Annotated in this window: 13 protein-coding genes; 2 read left to right on the forward strand and 11 right to left on the reverse strand. The window is 31.0% G+C overall.

Annotation, left to right across the window (positions count from 1 at the left end; genetic code table 11):
* Nucleotides 1-35 precede the first annotated feature (35 nt).
* From HXZ69_RS08505 to HXZ69_RS08540, 8 genes are all read right to left on the reverse strand, one after another.
* Nucleotides 36-662, reverse strand: a complete 627-nt coding sequence (locus HXZ69_RS08505) for a hypothetical protein (protein WP_286495653.1) — start codon at nucleotides 660-662, stop codon at nucleotides 36-38.
* A 165-nt stretch (nucleotides 663-827) separates the two neighbouring features.
* A complete protein-coding gene (locus tag HXZ69_RS08510; protein WP_286495655.1) occupies nucleotides 828-2,621 on the reverse strand; it encodes a BatD family protein in 1,794 nt (597 codons plus the stop codon).
* Nucleotides 2,621-3,484 carry a tetratricopeptide repeat protein gene (locus tag HXZ69_RS08515; protein WP_114998633.1) on the reverse strand — a complete coding sequence of 288 codons (864 nt, stop codon included), beginning with the start codon at nucleotides 3,482-3,484 and terminating at the stop codon, nucleotides 2,621-2,623. Before HXZ69_RS08515 ends, HXZ69_RS08510 begins: the two co-directional genes overlap by 1 nt.
* A gap of 17 nt (nucleotides 3,485-3,501) precedes the next feature.
* On the reverse strand, nucleotides 3,502-4,512 hold the full coding sequence (locus HXZ69_RS08520) for a vWA domain-containing protein (protein WP_125350569.1): 1,011 nt from the start codon (nucleotides 4,510-4,512) through the stop codon (nucleotides 3,502-3,504).
* A complete protein-coding gene (locus tag HXZ69_RS08525; protein WP_286495656.1) occupies nucleotides 4,512-5,528 on the reverse strand; it encodes a vWA domain-containing protein in 1,017 nt (338 codons plus the stop codon). Before HXZ69_RS08525 ends, HXZ69_RS08520 begins: the two co-directional genes overlap by 1 nt.
* A 2-nt stretch (nucleotides 5,529-5,530) precedes the next feature.
* Nucleotides 5,531-6,496 (reverse strand): BatD family protein, encoded by a 966-nt coding sequence (locus HXZ69_RS08530; RefSeq protein ID WP_286495657.1) that lies wholly within the window; start codon nucleotides 6,494-6,496, stop codon nucleotides 5,531-5,533.
* The gene (locus tag HXZ69_RS08535) at nucleotides 6,496-7,368 is read right to left on the reverse strand and encodes a DUF58 domain-containing protein (protein WP_286495658.1); all 873 of its coding nucleotides are present in this window, start codon (nucleotides 7,366-7,368) and stop codon (nucleotides 6,496-6,498) included. Before HXZ69_RS08535 ends, HXZ69_RS08530 begins: the two co-directional genes overlap by 1 nt.
* Nucleotides 7,369-7,393: 25 nt before the next feature.
* On the reverse strand, nucleotides 7,394-8,395 hold the full coding sequence (locus HXZ69_RS08540; RefSeq protein ID WP_407932366.1) for an AAA family ATPase: 1,002 nt from the start codon (nucleotides 8,393-8,395) through the stop codon (nucleotides 7,394-7,396).
* Nucleotides 8,396-8,653: 258 nt separating this feature from the next.
* Here HXZ69_RS08540 and HXZ69_RS08545 point away from each other — a divergent pair, with 258 nt between their 5' ends.
* Together HXZ69_RS08545 and HXZ69_RS08550 are read left to right on the forward strand one after the other, a co-directional pair.
* The gene (locus HXZ69_RS08545; protein WP_286495660.1) at nucleotides 8,654-9,244 is read left to right on the forward strand and encodes a hypothetical protein; all 591 of its coding nucleotides are present in this window, start codon (nucleotides 8,654-8,656) and stop codon (nucleotides 9,242-9,244) included.
* A gap of 224 nt (nucleotides 9,245-9,468) precedes the next feature.
* Nucleotides 9,469-9,909 carry a hypothetical protein gene (locus HXZ69_RS08550; RefSeq protein ID WP_286495661.1) on the forward strand — a complete coding sequence of 147 codons (441 nt, stop codon included), beginning with the start codon at nucleotides 9,469-9,471 and terminating at the stop codon, nucleotides 9,907-9,909.
* Between the two features lie 222 nt (nucleotides 9,910-10,131).
* Here HXZ69_RS08550 and HXZ69_RS08555 read toward each other — a convergent pair whose 3' ends face one another.
* The 3 genes from HXZ69_RS08555 to HXZ69_RS08565 form a co-directional block, all read right to left on the reverse strand.
* Nucleotides 10,132-11,877 (reverse strand): hypothetical protein, encoded by a 1,746-nt coding sequence (locus HXZ69_RS08555; protein WP_125350801.1) that lies wholly within the window; start codon nucleotides 11,875-11,877, stop codon nucleotides 10,132-10,134.
* Between the two features lie 12 nt (nucleotides 11,878-11,889).
* Complete coding sequence (locus tag HXZ69_RS08560) at nucleotides 11,890-13,041, reverse strand: ABC transporter ATP-binding protein (RefSeq protein ID WP_286495662.1); 1,152 nt, start codon at nucleotides 13,039-13,041, stop codon at nucleotides 11,890-11,892.
* 477 nt (nucleotides 13,042-13,518) lie between these two features.
* Entirely contained in the window at nucleotides 13,519-14,709 is a 1,191-nt protein-coding gene (locus tag HXZ69_RS08565) for a phosphoglycerate kinase (protein ID WP_286495663.1), read from the reverse strand.
* Between the last annotated feature and the right edge of the window lie 152 nt (nucleotides 14,710-14,861).

The raw sequence follows: 14,861 nt of genomic DNA on the forward strand, positions 1-14,861 counted from the left end.
AATTTCGTGAATAAATTGTGCAACTAAAGCTATCATTATAGTACGTTTTTACATTCGTTATTCAACAAGGCTTCGGCACGATTTTTTCCCCATATCGGTTCATTATTTTTTGGCTTTTCAGCATTAAATAAAGCTAAAGATTTTTTTACATTTTTACAATCTTGTGTAATATCCATTCCTCTATATTTTGCAGCATTGATATTAAACTCAGCCAAACCTAAAACAGAACGCGGATTAGTTGGATTTAACATCAACGATTTTTGATAGATTTGTACTACTTCTGGATAATAAATTGCTCCATTTTGCATTGGATTCTGCACAATTTCTGCTGTTAAATACAAGGCTTTCAAATTGAGAATTTCTACATTTAATGGATTATTTCTGACTAAATCATCGATTTGAGTTTTTACATTCAAAAGAATTTTTTCATTTTTAGTAATATCTTTTGATTCGAACGTTTTCAAAACTTCAGAAAAAGTCAAGTAATATTTTGGTAACCATTCATTTGGATAATCATTTATTAATTGCTTAAAATTAGCTTCAGAAGAATGATTTCCTTTGTTCCATTCCGTTAAAGTTTTATTCATATCTGATTCAAAATTCTTTTGTGCAAAAGTTGATACAGTGAATAAAATTGCGATTGTTAAGAAAATTGTTTTCATCATTTGTGTTTTTTTATTTGTTGAGTCAAAGTTCTTACAAACACTTTTCGTTTGAAATTATATGTTACCGAATTGTCAATTTTTGAGGATGAGTTGTAAGAGCAAAAATAAAAGGGACAACTCAAAACTGAGATTGTCCCTTTTACTATCTAAAAAACTTGAAATTTATTTTCGTAATAATTCTTCGGAAATATTTTGCGTAGCTTCGAAAACTTCTTCTAAATTTTGATGCAAACCACCAAAGGCATATTTAGCTTGTCGTGCGTTGTTCAGCAACAATTTCCATTGTTCTACGGCTAATTCACTCACACCATTTTCAATCAATTTATTTGCAATCACCTCGTCAGAAAAATGAGCTAAATCTGTATTCGTTTTTAATAGCGCGGCATTACACAAAATATTTTCTTGTAATTGATAAAAATCTTTTTGGTCTTCAACGTTTATTTTTTGCTTCAATTCATCTAATTCAGCAGAAATTTGACTCGAATTTATCGTTGGTTTTTCAACCAAAGTAAACTTTTGGGTTTCTGTTTTTGGTTGGTATGATTCAAAATTATTTTGCTCGTTAAGAGGTTTTATTTTTGGTTCAATTTTTTGTTTTTGTGTCGGGTTATTTTTCTTTCTCATCAAAAATAAACTTCCAGCACTCAATGCAATTACACCACCAGTTAACCACAACCAACCGCTTTTTCCTTCTTTCACATCGTTCGTCATTTCTTCTATTTTATCAGAAATTGTCGAATCTGGTGAATTAGAAGCCACAGCCGTTGCAGAAGAAGTTTTAGAACCTGAAACAGACAAATTAATCGAATCTGATTTCAAGGTTACATATTTCTCTTTAACAGGATCGAAATAACAAAATTCTACAGGCGAAATCGTATATTCTCCTCCAAAATTTGGGACAAGAACTGTTTGCTCAGCAACTTTTCCTTTCATTCCTGTATCATAGGTTTTATATGCATCGCGTTTTTTCGGTGCGAATTTTTCTAAATTTTTTGGCGTCGTAATTTCAGGTAAATTAATCGTATTAAAGTTTCCTGTTCCAATAATTTCAACATCAAAATTTACACTTTCATTGGTTGCAACTTCTTTTTTATCAACCGAAGCGTTCATTTTAAATTGACCAACTGCACCGCTAAAATTCTTTGGCTTTCCTTCTTCTGGAAGTGCTTTTGCATTAATCACAACTGGATTACTACGCACTTCTACAGGCTCCGTTCCATACGTTGTTGGCAACACCACATCTACCGAAAACGGATCGATTTCTATCTTTCCTGGTTTTTGAGGAAAAACATAATAACGTGCAATTTCTTCGGAGAAATATTGTTTTCCTCCAACAATTTCTTGCTTGATATTTTCGGGAGAGCTTTTTACAATTTTTGGGCTTAATCCGTCTAAATTTCCTTGACGAAAGTTTTGTTTACGATTAAGATAAGATAAATCTTTTACGTATAATTTTACTGATAAACCAACTTGTTCGTTCACATAAGGATTCGTTTTCGAAACTTTACTTTGTAGAAAAACAGGCTGCGAAGTATTACTTCTAAAATTGTTGTGCGTCAACCCCGTTCCTTTCACTACAACATCGACAGGTTTCGATGTATAGGTTTTTCCATTAATCACAATTTTAGCAGCTCCAATTCGATATTTACCTTCTTTTTCAGCAACAAAAGCAAGGATAATTCCTTCTTCTATCACTCCTTTTCCATTCACATAAGAAACATTTTGCGAGCGTTGTTCACCTACAATTTGTAATCCATTATGTGGAGGATATTTCATTGGTTGATCAATCGAATAACTATCTGTATTAGATTCGATAAAAAAGCCCACGCTAAATGCTTCTCCTAAACTGACCTGTGTTTTATCTGCATCAGATTTAAAAGAAATTTGTTGTGCTAACGCTGTGATAGACGTTAAGGCAAACACTAAAAAGCTATTTAAAACGCTTGTCGTTGTCATTACCAATCCTTAGATGTTGTTGTTCGTTGTTTTTCTGCTTTTTGTTGAATAATTTTTCGTTGGGTTTTGGCTTCCTGATTTTGCAATGCTTTTAGCAAACCGTCTCCCAAATTATTCTTTGCATTATCTTGTTCTTTTCCGTCTCCATTATTTCCTTGTTTGATTTCTGGAGATTGATTATTTCCTTGTCCTTTATTGTTTCCATTTTCACCACCAGCTTTCGGGTTTCCTCCTTGATTTTGCTGTTTCTGCTGATCAGATTGTTGTTGTTGAGATTGATTCTGATTCTGATTTTGCTTTTGGTTATTTTGGTTTTGTTGATTCTGTTTATTTTGCTGCTGTTGTTGTTTTTGCTGATTATTTTGATCTTGTTTGTTTTGATCTTTATTATCCTTATTATTTTGATCTTTTTGTTTCTCACGTTCTTTTTCTAACATTTTTTTTGCTAATGCATAGTTGTAACGTGTTGCATCATCTTTTGGATCATTTCGTAAGGCTTGTTTGTAATTATCAACAGCATTTTGATAATCTTTTTCCTGCATAAAAGCATTTCCTAAATTGTGATAAGCCAAATGTTTATCATTATTCGTTTTAGATACTTCAGCAGAACGTTTGTAATGCGCTATACTTTCTTTGTAACGTTTTTGTTGAAATAAAGCATTTCCTAAATTGTAATTTGCTTTGACAGAAGTTGGATCTTCCATGGTAGCTTTCTTGTAGGCAACTTCTGCATTATCAAATTTTCCTTTTTGATAATACTCGTTTCCTTCAATAATGTAGCTTTTCGCTTTCGATTGACTATAACCAAAAACGGATAAAAGCATTATTCCTAAAAATCCTATTTGTTTTAAAAAGTACATCATTTTACCATACAAACTTACTATTTCTTTTTGTTAAAAATCTTATATTCAGATGTTAATAATTCCACAAAAAGTAAACAAACCGCAACCGCTAAAAACCACTGATAAATATGATTCATATCTCTTGTTGTAGAGTTAGCAATTTCGTTTTTATCTAATCGGGCTTTATACATTGATAATGCGGATAATGCATCTTGCGTATTATCCAAATGAATGTAAGTTCCGTTTGTATCTTGTGCCAATTTGCGAAGATTTTTATCTTCTAATTTTGTAATAACTATAGAACCTGTTTCGTCCTTTTTATAGTCTTCGGCGTAGCCATTGTAATACATCGGAATTGGAGCTCCTTTATCTGTTCCAACACCAACTGATACAATATGAATTCCGTTATCTTTTGCTATTTTAGAAGCTTGATTAACTGTATTTTCGTTGTCTTCTCCATCCGAAATTAGTACAATTAATTTACTTGTATTCGCCGATCCTTTGAATGTTTTTGCAGCTTCCTGAATCGCATTTAAGTAATTTGTCCCTTGGCTCGAAATTAACTCAGTATTAACATTTTGCAAATAACTTTCGATTGCAGCATAATCATTTGTCAATGGAGAAATCGTGTAAGCATTCGCTGCAAACGCAACCAAAGAAGCTCTATCTCCTCCTAATTGATGTAATGTTTCTGTAATTAATTTTGTTGCTTTTTCTAATCGCGAAGGAGCAACATCTTGTGCATTCATCGAACTTGATAAATCTAACAAGAAAACCATATCAATTCCTTCGCGCTTTACTTGCACATCTCGTTCACCATAAAGTGGATCCATCAATGCAATTACCATTAAAAATAAAGCCACACAAAATGCAATGATTTTGAAACCATAACGCTTTGAAGAAGTGATTGGAAAAACAAATGGAAACAGTTCTTTATCTGCAAATGTTTTCTTTACACGTTCGCGCCATTGAAATACTGTTATCGATAGAAAAATAACGACAAACAATAAAATCATCAACCAAATATTATGTAATTCTCCCCACTGCATTAGATTAATTCTTTAAAAACGGTTCTTCGTAAAATGGCTTCTAATACCAAAATAATGAATGCAGGCAATAAGAATCGTGCAAACAATTCGGTATAATTATAATATTTGACTTCGTTAATCTCTGTTTTTTCAAGTTTATCAATTTCGTTATAAATGTTTTTCAAACTTTCATTGTTTGTTGCACGGAAATATAAACCTCCAGTTTTATCTGCAACTTCTTCTAACAGTTTTTCGTCAATTTGTACAGGACGCATCTCAAAAACGTAATCACCTAACATATCGTAACCAACAGGCATAGGCGCCATTCCGTTTGTTCCAATACCAATTGTATATACTTTTATCCCTTTCTCTGCTGCAATATCAGCGGCTTGTCTCGGTGAAACATACATCAAATCTCCAGAAGGATTTACACTTTCAACACCATCTGTAATCAAAATAACTACTTTAGATTTTGCTTTACTATTTTTAAGATGATTAACAGCTGTTGCCAAACCAACTCCAATTGCTGTTCCATCAGCTAAACTACCAGAATGTAACATTTCGATTTCTTGTATCAAAACATCACGATCTGTTGTTAATGGAACACGTGTCAAAGCTTCTCCAGAATATTCGACCAAACCAACTCTGTCCGTTTTTCTTCCAAGTGAAAAGTCTTTTGCAACTTCTTTTAACGCTGTTAAACGATCTGGTTTCAAATCGCGCGCTAACATACTCAATGACGTATCTACAGTCAATAAAATATCAACTCCTTCGTCCGATTTTACTTTTGTCGTAACATCTACATAACGTGGACGAGCTAAAGCAACAATGCACAAAGCCATTGCGATAATTCGCATCAAAAATAAAAGTGGTTTGTACGTCGCTAACGAACTTTTTGCACCTCCAAATGCTTTGAGCGAAGGTAATTTTAAGGATGCTTTTTTCTGGCTCGTTTTGCGAATTTCTCTGAAAATAAAGAAAGGCAAAGCAAGCAATAAGAGTAAGATCCAAGGATTTTGAAACTCAAAATTTAGCATTCCTAATTGTTATTAAACTGTTTATATTTTTCTCCCGTCACTTGGTCTTTTTTCAAATCTTCATTCTCTGGAATTTCTAATGGTTTTACACGATCTACAAATTCATCTACCCAATTTCGGTGCGAAGTATTTGTCGGTTCATCAAACTCTTGTTTGGCGAATTTTACCAAATCAGCATCGAACAAAAATTGTTTAAATTTTTGTACATCTTCTGGTAAAACATCTGGTTTTGTTGCAACATATTTTACCAAATCATCCGACAGAATTTCTAATGCCGAAAAGTTGTAAATACGTCCTAAATATCGTCTTACAATAAATGATAATTGTGTATAATATTCTTTTTGTTCACCACGTTTCAAATATTTCTTGGCATCCAAGGCTTTCAAACTTGCTTTCGCTTCGTCATAAGGCGTTTTGTACGAATCTTTGCCAGATAATTTCGATTTTGCGCGAACATATAATACAACCAAAACAATTCCAATGATAAATAAAATCAAGGCAATAATGCCGTACAACCAATATTTATTCCAATAATCTCCAATAGAATATTCTTCTTCCATTACAGGTTTTATCGGGAAAATTGCATTTTTCGTTGTATCAACTGCAATATCTTGAATATCAATTTCAAGTTGTTTTGTTGTTAAATCTTTTCCATTTTTCTGAATGATAAATGACGGAATATTAAATTTACCTGCATCATATCCAGTCAGTTCTAAATGTTGAACAATTTCAGATTTTCCATCCGTTTTTATAGTGTCAATTTTTTGACCTAAAACTTCGATATGATGATTAATTGAATCTGAAATCGTAGGAAAAACAACTTTATCTCCTTCTTTGTAATCAATTTTTACTTCATATTGGATTATCTCGCCAATTTTGATTGTCGTGTGATCCAATTTTGGTGTAATTTCTTGCGCAAACGAAAATTGAAAGATAAAAAAACTTACTAAAAGCAATAAATTCTTCATTAGGCTTTATGACTTTTAAAGTAGTTTAACAATGGGCGAACATAATCTTCGTCGGTACGAATACTGATTGCGCCTGAATGATTTTTCTTGAAAATAGATTGATAACGTTGATCTAAATCGCGATAATATTGCGCATATTGTTGACGCAATTTCTTCGATGAAGTATCTATCAAGCGAATTTCGCCTGTTTCGTTATCTTGCACATGAACCAAACCGACATCTGGAAAAGATTGCTCTTTTTCGTCATAAACTCTAATTCCAGTCACATCATGTTTTTTTGCCACGATTCGCAATGCTTTTTCATAATCAGAAGAATCAATAAAATCTGAAAGAATAAAAACATTTGATTTTCGGCGAACCAAATTTATAAATGTTTCCAACGTCGCTGCCAAATCAGTTTTCTTGCTTTTTGGTTCGTAAGAAACAATTTCTCTTACCAAACGCAACACATGTTGTTTTCCTTTTTTGGGTGGAATAAATTTCTCCACTTGATCCGAATATAATATCAAACCAACTTTATCATTATAGGTAATTGCCGAAAAAGCCAATGTAGCGCTCAATTCAGCAATCGTTTCCATTTTAATTTGTTTTCGTGTTCCAAAGTTTTCAGAATTCGAAACATCAACCAATAAAAACATGGTTAATTCTCGTTCTTCTTCAAAAACTTTTACATAAGGTTCGCTATACCGAGCCGTTTTATTCCAATCGATATTACGAACGTCATCACCATATTGATAAGGACGAATTTCACTAAAAATCATACCTCTTCCTTTGAATGAACTGTGATATTCACCCATAAAAAGGTTGCTCGCTTTACGCTTGCTTTTTAGCTCAATACGTTTTACACGTTTGATGATTTCTTTTGCATCCAAAGTTTAAATGATTTTGAATAGTGGTTTAAGGAACTGGAACAACATTAAGAATATTGTCTATAATTTCTTCTGGCGTAACATTTTCTGCTTCTGCTTCGTAGCTAATTCCGATACGGTGACGCAACACATCTTTTGCCATTGCACGTACATCGTCTGGAATAACATAAGCGCGTTTGCGTAAAAATGCATACACTTTTGAAGCTTGTGCCAAATTGATCGATCCACGAGGCGAAGAACCAAACGAAATCATTGGAACCAATTTTTCTAATCCAACTTTTTCTGGAAAACGAGTCGCGAAAATAATATCCAAAATATATTTTTCAATTTTTTCGTCCATATAAACTTGTTTCACCATTTCGCGCGCATCCAACAATTCTTGAATAGAGATTACTTTCTCAATTTTTGGAAAAGATTGATTAATCGAATTTCTTAAAATCAAACGTTCTGCTTCAAATTCTGGATAAGTAATGACCGTTTTCAACATAAAACGGTCAACTTGTGCTTCTGGCAAAGGATAAGTTCCTTCTTGTTCCACCGGATTTTGAGTCGCCAAAACCAAGAAAGGTTTTTGTAACAGATACGTTTCGTCACCAATTGTTACTTGACGCTCTTGCATTGCTTCTAACAAGGCAGATTGTACTTTTGCAGGCGAACGGTTAATCTCATCAGCTAAAACAAAATTGGCGAATATTGGTCCTTTTTTGATTCTAAAATCGTTTTCTTTTACATTATAAATAAGTGTCCCCACAACATCGGCAGGTAACAAATCTGGTGTAAATTGTATACGAGAAAAAGATCCATCAACAGCATCAGATAATGTTTTAATAGCTAATGTTTTTGCTAATCCAGGAACACCTTCTAATAAAACGTGTCCATTTCCAAGTAATCCGATTAATAGACTTTCAATCATTTTTTCTTGTCCAATAATCGCTTTATTTATTTCCGATGTCAACCTTGCAATGCTTTCGCTTTTTGCTTCTATTTGTTGGTTTAGTTGTTGTATATCCAAAATTTCGTTGAAATTAATGTTTATATTATTGATTCAAATTTCCTCTAAAATTAACAAATACAATTGATTTAGAAATTAAAACTTTCATACAATATTGTTAAACTTTGTTAAGACAAAAGTAGTGTACCAAACGTTTTGATTATTATTTTCAGTAAAATTTTTCCAAGACTTACAAACTATTTATAAACAATAAACGTTTCCAAATAATATTTCTTTAAATGATTATACAATAACTATTTAAAGAATATTTATATTTTTACTGAAAAACAATACTGTATGAAGAATTATTTACTGATGATTTGCTTTATAACAAGCATTTTAACTTTTGCTCAAAAGATTCAGGTTGTATCTGGAAACACTGATTTTTTAAAAGATCAAAAAGAAATTAATGTTCAACTATTATTTGATGATGTTAAATTTTATGATGAAAATAAAACTGAAACTGAATATTTAGAGAAACGTGAAAAAGATGTTTTAAATAATCCGAAAAGAGGAGAAAATTATTGGAAACAATGGCTTGCAGATTGGAATGAAAATAGAAATGTTACTTTTTTGGATAAATTTATAAAAGGAACTACTAAATCTAAAAAATTAAATTTTGTAAAAAATCCAGCTGCAAAATATACTTTGATTATCAATTCTGAATGGATTTATCCTGGTTATCATGCTGGTATAGCTATTGAACCAGCAAAACTAAGCACAACTTTAAATTTTGTTGAAACTGCAAATCTTTCTAACATTTTACTTTCTATAAAATCGGATAAAGTAAAAGGAACTTCGGGTAAAAATGATTTTGTTATGGAATACGGTCGAATTGCTTCTGCTTACGAATCAACTGGAAAATTATTAGGAAAAGAATTGAAATAATTTTTCAAAAAAAAATACATCAAAATCCATTCTTTATCGAATGGATTTTTTTATTCAATAAATTTGACAATTTTGTTAAAAATTTTAATAAATCTTTTATTTCACCGCTACTTAACACTCGTTTACCTCAATATTTTTGACGTCTTTTTTTTTGTGTTGCAACTTTGTTTCAAGAAAAATGAAAAGAATATAATTCTAACATTTAGTTATAAAAAACATAGATTATGAAAAAAGTATTTTTATTAGCAAGCATGATGATGGTAATGACATTATCCGCACAAGAAAGACCACAACAAGGTGAACGATCTGGAAATAGAAAAGAGCAAAGAGAACGCCCAACTGTAGATCAACAATTAAAAAAATTTGATCAATATAATTTGAGTTCTACTCAAAAGAAAAAAGTAAAATCGTTGTTAGAAAGTAGAGATTCTGACATGAAAAAAGAATTTGCGAACAGAGACAAAAATTCTACTCAAAAAGGAGAAAGAGGTTCTCGACCAGAAAAAGGTACAAACGATTTTGATATTAAATTAGAGAAAATTTTAGACAAAAATCAGTTCAATCAATACAAACAAGATCGTGAAAAACGTATGAAATCTGATAAATTTAGTATGCACAAAAAACGTGATGCAAAAGGAAATAGACATTCGTCTAAATGTGCATAAAATCATAAAAAATAGGGTTAACCTATAAATTTTGATGGTTAACCTCTATTAATTTAAATTTTGAAAGAATATTTTAAAATTTGTATGAGTTTTAAAATTATTATTGAATAGCACAATGTGTTATTTTATTTCATAAGTAAGTTTTTTTAAAGTAGTTTTTAAAATTCATTTTCATTCAATTATCAAGTGAAAAGCGAGCTAAATCGGCTCGCTTTTCTTTTTTTATTCTTCTGGCATTGCTTGCCATTTTTTATAAAGATTAATGATGAAATAAAAACTTATTAAATATAAAATTGGATTGATGTAAAGAAAAATTTTTGCAAATTCTTGTAACATCAATAATTCTTTATTTGTTTGTCTAAACTCATAAATATTCATATGTTTATTTGCTTCATATAACATTTCTTCACGCAAATCTGTGTAAAAACTAAGCATCACAATTCCAATAAAAATATTGGTCGCAACAAACCAATTAAGATTAACACCTGTCAAAACTTTATATTTTTTGGAACGTAAGCCAATTAGTGTAATCACTATAAATGCAATGTAAAAAACAAATAAAATAATATAAGGTGTGAATTGTGTATAACCAATACTCGCATCGATAGAAATTCCGAAAACGCTTCCTAAAATTGCCAAAATTCCTGCGCCAATTAATGAAATTAACCAAACTTTGAACGAACTAAATCTGAATGTAATGATAAGAACGGTAATAACTAAAGCGATTAGTAAATAATACTGAATATGTTCTAACCAAGTGGAACTATATTTCGAAAACTCAATATTTTCATACACTTTGTTTAAACTTGATTGGTTGATATAATCATTCAGTTTTTTATCTACAGTTTGATAAGGATCAATATAATTCAATTTATGATCAATGAAATAATATGGATATTGAGGCAAATAATCAATCCAATTTTTATGTTTGAACTGATAACCAATTTCTTGCTTTTTTAATAAATCGGTATAATTATTCAATAAATTTTCAATTACTTTTCGATCATTTTTTTGCAACAAAGCAATCCATTGTTCATCATAAAATTGATGATTTAAAGTAGAATCTTTCGGATTGTTAAAAACCAAAAAACTATAATTATACAAACTTGCTAAGTTGTAATAAACATCTGGTTTTCCAGCAGAATTTAATGATACTGCAGCAGAATCGACAACAGCATAAGTTGAATCTACAGCTGCTGTAGTAGGATAGTCCATTTCTTCTTGAAATGAATCTGTAGATGAATTATTCTTTTTTAGAGGTTGATACGTTTGATTAAAATTAATTTTAGAATAACTAAATCGCTCCGGAAAATAATCTCTTAATAAGGTTTCAAATTCAGGATTTCTGAAATACGGATCCAAAAAAGCATCATATGAGTATGTTGGATTTTTTCTTAAATATTCTCTCTTATTTTTTTCATATAATTCTCTTGTTTCTTTTTCCAAAACCAACGAATCAAAAGCTGGAACAGACAAATTTCTCGAATAATTATCGTATCCAAAATTTGGTTGCAACGTAAAACCTTGCGTTCTATTGATAATATCGATATCTTTCAAATATTGTTCTTCGCTCATATAATTTGAAACACGTAATTTAAGACCAGTTTTGAACGAATTTGGTACATAAAACATCAAAAATATAATGACGAAAACGGCTAAAAATTCTTTGAACAAATAATTTCTTGAGGTAGGGTAATTTGATTTGAAACGATTATTTTTTATATAGAAATACAACCAAATAACGCCGATAATGACACCAATTAATAGATAATAAATTGCAATTCCTGAGTTGAAAAACACTTCATAAAATCCAGTTTCTTGCAGTTGAGATTTTTTAGTAAAAAACAAAAAACCATTGATAAATGCAATCAAGTTGAAAACTAAAACCGTCAACAAAATCCAAATAAATTTCAGATTCCAAATCAATGGATATTTGGTAATTAAAGTTTGATTTATTTTTTTGAACATAGTTGGTTAGTTTTAATTGACAAAAAAGCGACGACTTGATTTCGAAATATCTCGAATGTATTTTACTTTCAATGATGATTTTCCGATTTCGGATAAAATCATATTCATCGAAATTCTATTATCAAAATACGCGATATACGATCCTCCATTGAATTTTATTTGCTTAATTTCGATGTTGGATAAAGCTGTTAATAACTCTTCTTTTGTGTTTTCAACATCAATTTCAACAATCGTAAAATCACCTTCCAAATCATTTGTATCTCCTTGTATTTTAAGCTTTCCTTGCTCCAAAAAGAGAACTTCTGTCGATACTTTTTCAACTTCGTATAATTGTTGAGAACTCAAAATAACACCAAAAGGATTGCGAATAGATTGTGATAAAAATTTCAAATCTTCGAGAATAATTTGTTGCGCCAAAATATCCAAATTCGCCAAAGGTTCATCTAGCAACAATACTTTTGGGCGACGCAATAACGTTCGCGCCAACTCGAATCGCATTTTATAACCAGACGACAATTGTCGCCATTGCAAATCCTTGTACGGCCAAAGCCCCAAACGCGCCAACATAACATTCGCCAACAACCAATTTTCTTCGCTGTAAATATCATAACATGTCAAGGTAAATTGTAGATTTTCCATCAACGAACCATATAAAACCTCAATTCGTTGTGGCACATAAACCAATTTTGTTTTCAGCTCGAAACTAAACGGTTTTGCTTTAGAAAAATGATAATTTATTTCGCCAGAAGTTGGTTTCAATTCACCACAAATCAAACGTAATAAAGTTGTTTTTCCATTTCCATTTTCTCCAACTAATCCAACAACTTCTCGTGATTTCAAATCAAAAGTGATCGGATGAAGTTTAAAATTTCGACGATGATAAGCTTTTTCAACATTATTGGTTGATATCAACGTTTCTTCTTTCTGAAAGGGCGGAGGAGAAGCTTGTTTCAATTTTTCCACCAATTGTAAAGCTTGCGTTGTTTTATTTTCGTTCGTAGAATTTTCGTTGTAATAAAGATCCGAATAGGAGATAATCTCTTTGTAAAAAGATTTCTCACCCAAATCCAACACACAATCAATTAATCGGCGATAACCCAAATCAAGATCATTGTGTTGCAAATGATTTTCTACTTCGTTTAGTCGTTGGTTAAATTCATTCATAGATTGATTATTAAATCATTACGAATATAACAATCCTTTTCTATAAATAAAATGGCTAATTGTAGGGAGATTTCAGTTTCAACAATTTTTGATAAACTATCTTAATTACTTTTTAATTTATTGTTTAGCAATATTTTATAATTAACAATTTTAACTGTCTTAAATCAATTTAGTTCTAAAATCATCATTATTCACAAGTTTTAATAAAGTTTATTCATAACTTTTTAATTCATTTATTTTGAATAGTTTAATATTAACAATTTGAGTAATTAATCAGGCTATAAACATTCTTTTTATAACTCAGTTGAAAAATAGTTAATTTATTAAATAACAACCAATTACTATTAACAATTATCAAAATGAAATAAACTCAGTTTCTCATAAGGTGTGATCCTGAAACGAGTTCAGGATGACTTAAAAAGTCACAAAAAAAGCCGAGCAAATGCTCAGCTTCATTTATCTTGAAAAATTGTTGTCTTATTTTAAAATTGCAGCAACTCCTGGTAATTCTTTACCTTCCAACGATTCTAACATTGCTCCACCTCCTGTAGAAACGTAGCTAACTTTATCATCATAACCAAATTGTTTTACGAACGCAACAGAATCTCCACCACCAACAAGCGAGAAAGCGCCGTTTGCAGTAGCTTCAGCAATTGCATCACCTAAAGCAATAGTTCCTTTTGCAAAATTTGACATTTCAAAAACACCTAAAGGACCATTCCAAAGAATTGTTTTCGAATTGTTAATTACATCTGCAAAAACTTTTGAAGATTCTACACCAACATCCATTCCCATCCATCCATCAGGAATTTCATCTGAAGGAACTGTTTGTGTATTTGCATCGTTACTGAAATTATCAGCGATTACATTGTCAACTGGTAAATAAACTTTTACATTATGTTTTTCACATTCAGCCAAAATTTCTTTCGCTAAATCTAATTTATCATCTTCTACCAACGAATTTCCAATATTTCCGCCATTTGCTTTTACAAATGTATACGTCATTCCACCACCAATAATCAAGTTATCAATAACGGGTAAAATATTGTTGATAATCGTAATTTTAGAAGATACTTTAGCTCCTCCAAGTACCGCTGTTACAGGTTTTTCTCCGTCTGATAACACTTTGTTAATAGCTGTTAATTCTTGTTCCATTAACAAACCAAAACATTTATTTCCCGGGAAAAATTCAGCAATAATTGCAGTCGAAGCATGTGCGCGGTGTGCTGTTCCGAAAGCGTCATTCACATAAATATCTCCAAATTGAGCCAATGATTTTGCAAAGTCTTTATCTCCAGCTTCTTCCTCATTATGGAAACGAACATTCTCCAATAATAAAACTTGGCCTGGTTTTAGATTACTAACTTTTTGTTTCGCATCATCGCCAATAACATCATTCGCAACGATCACATCAACACCAAGAATTTCTGAAACTTTTGATGCAATATGTTTTAATGAATATTTATCATTGAATTCGCCTTTAGGACGTCCCAAATGACTCATTAATACAACAGCGCCACCATCTTTCAATATTTTGTCGATCGTTGGTTTTGCAGCTCTAATACGTGTATCATCTGTCACATTTAAATTTTCGTCTTGCGGAACATTGAAGTCAACACGAATCAATGCTTTCTTGTTTTCGAAATTGTAGTCGTTGATTGTTTTCATATTTTGATTTGAAATTTTGAACTACACAAAAGTAATCAAACTTTCATTTTGAGACTTAAAATCATTCAATACAATTTTCAACTATTAACAATTCATAATAATATATATAGTTTAATTAATTTTTAAATTTTAAAAAAAGAAAAATATGTTAC

The sequence above is a fragment of the Empedobacter sp. R132-2 genome (assembly GCF_030324375.1).
GTDB classification, from domain to species: domain Bacteria; phylum Bacteroidota; class Bacteroidia; order Flavobacteriales; family Weeksellaceae; genus Empedobacter; species Empedobacter falsenii_B.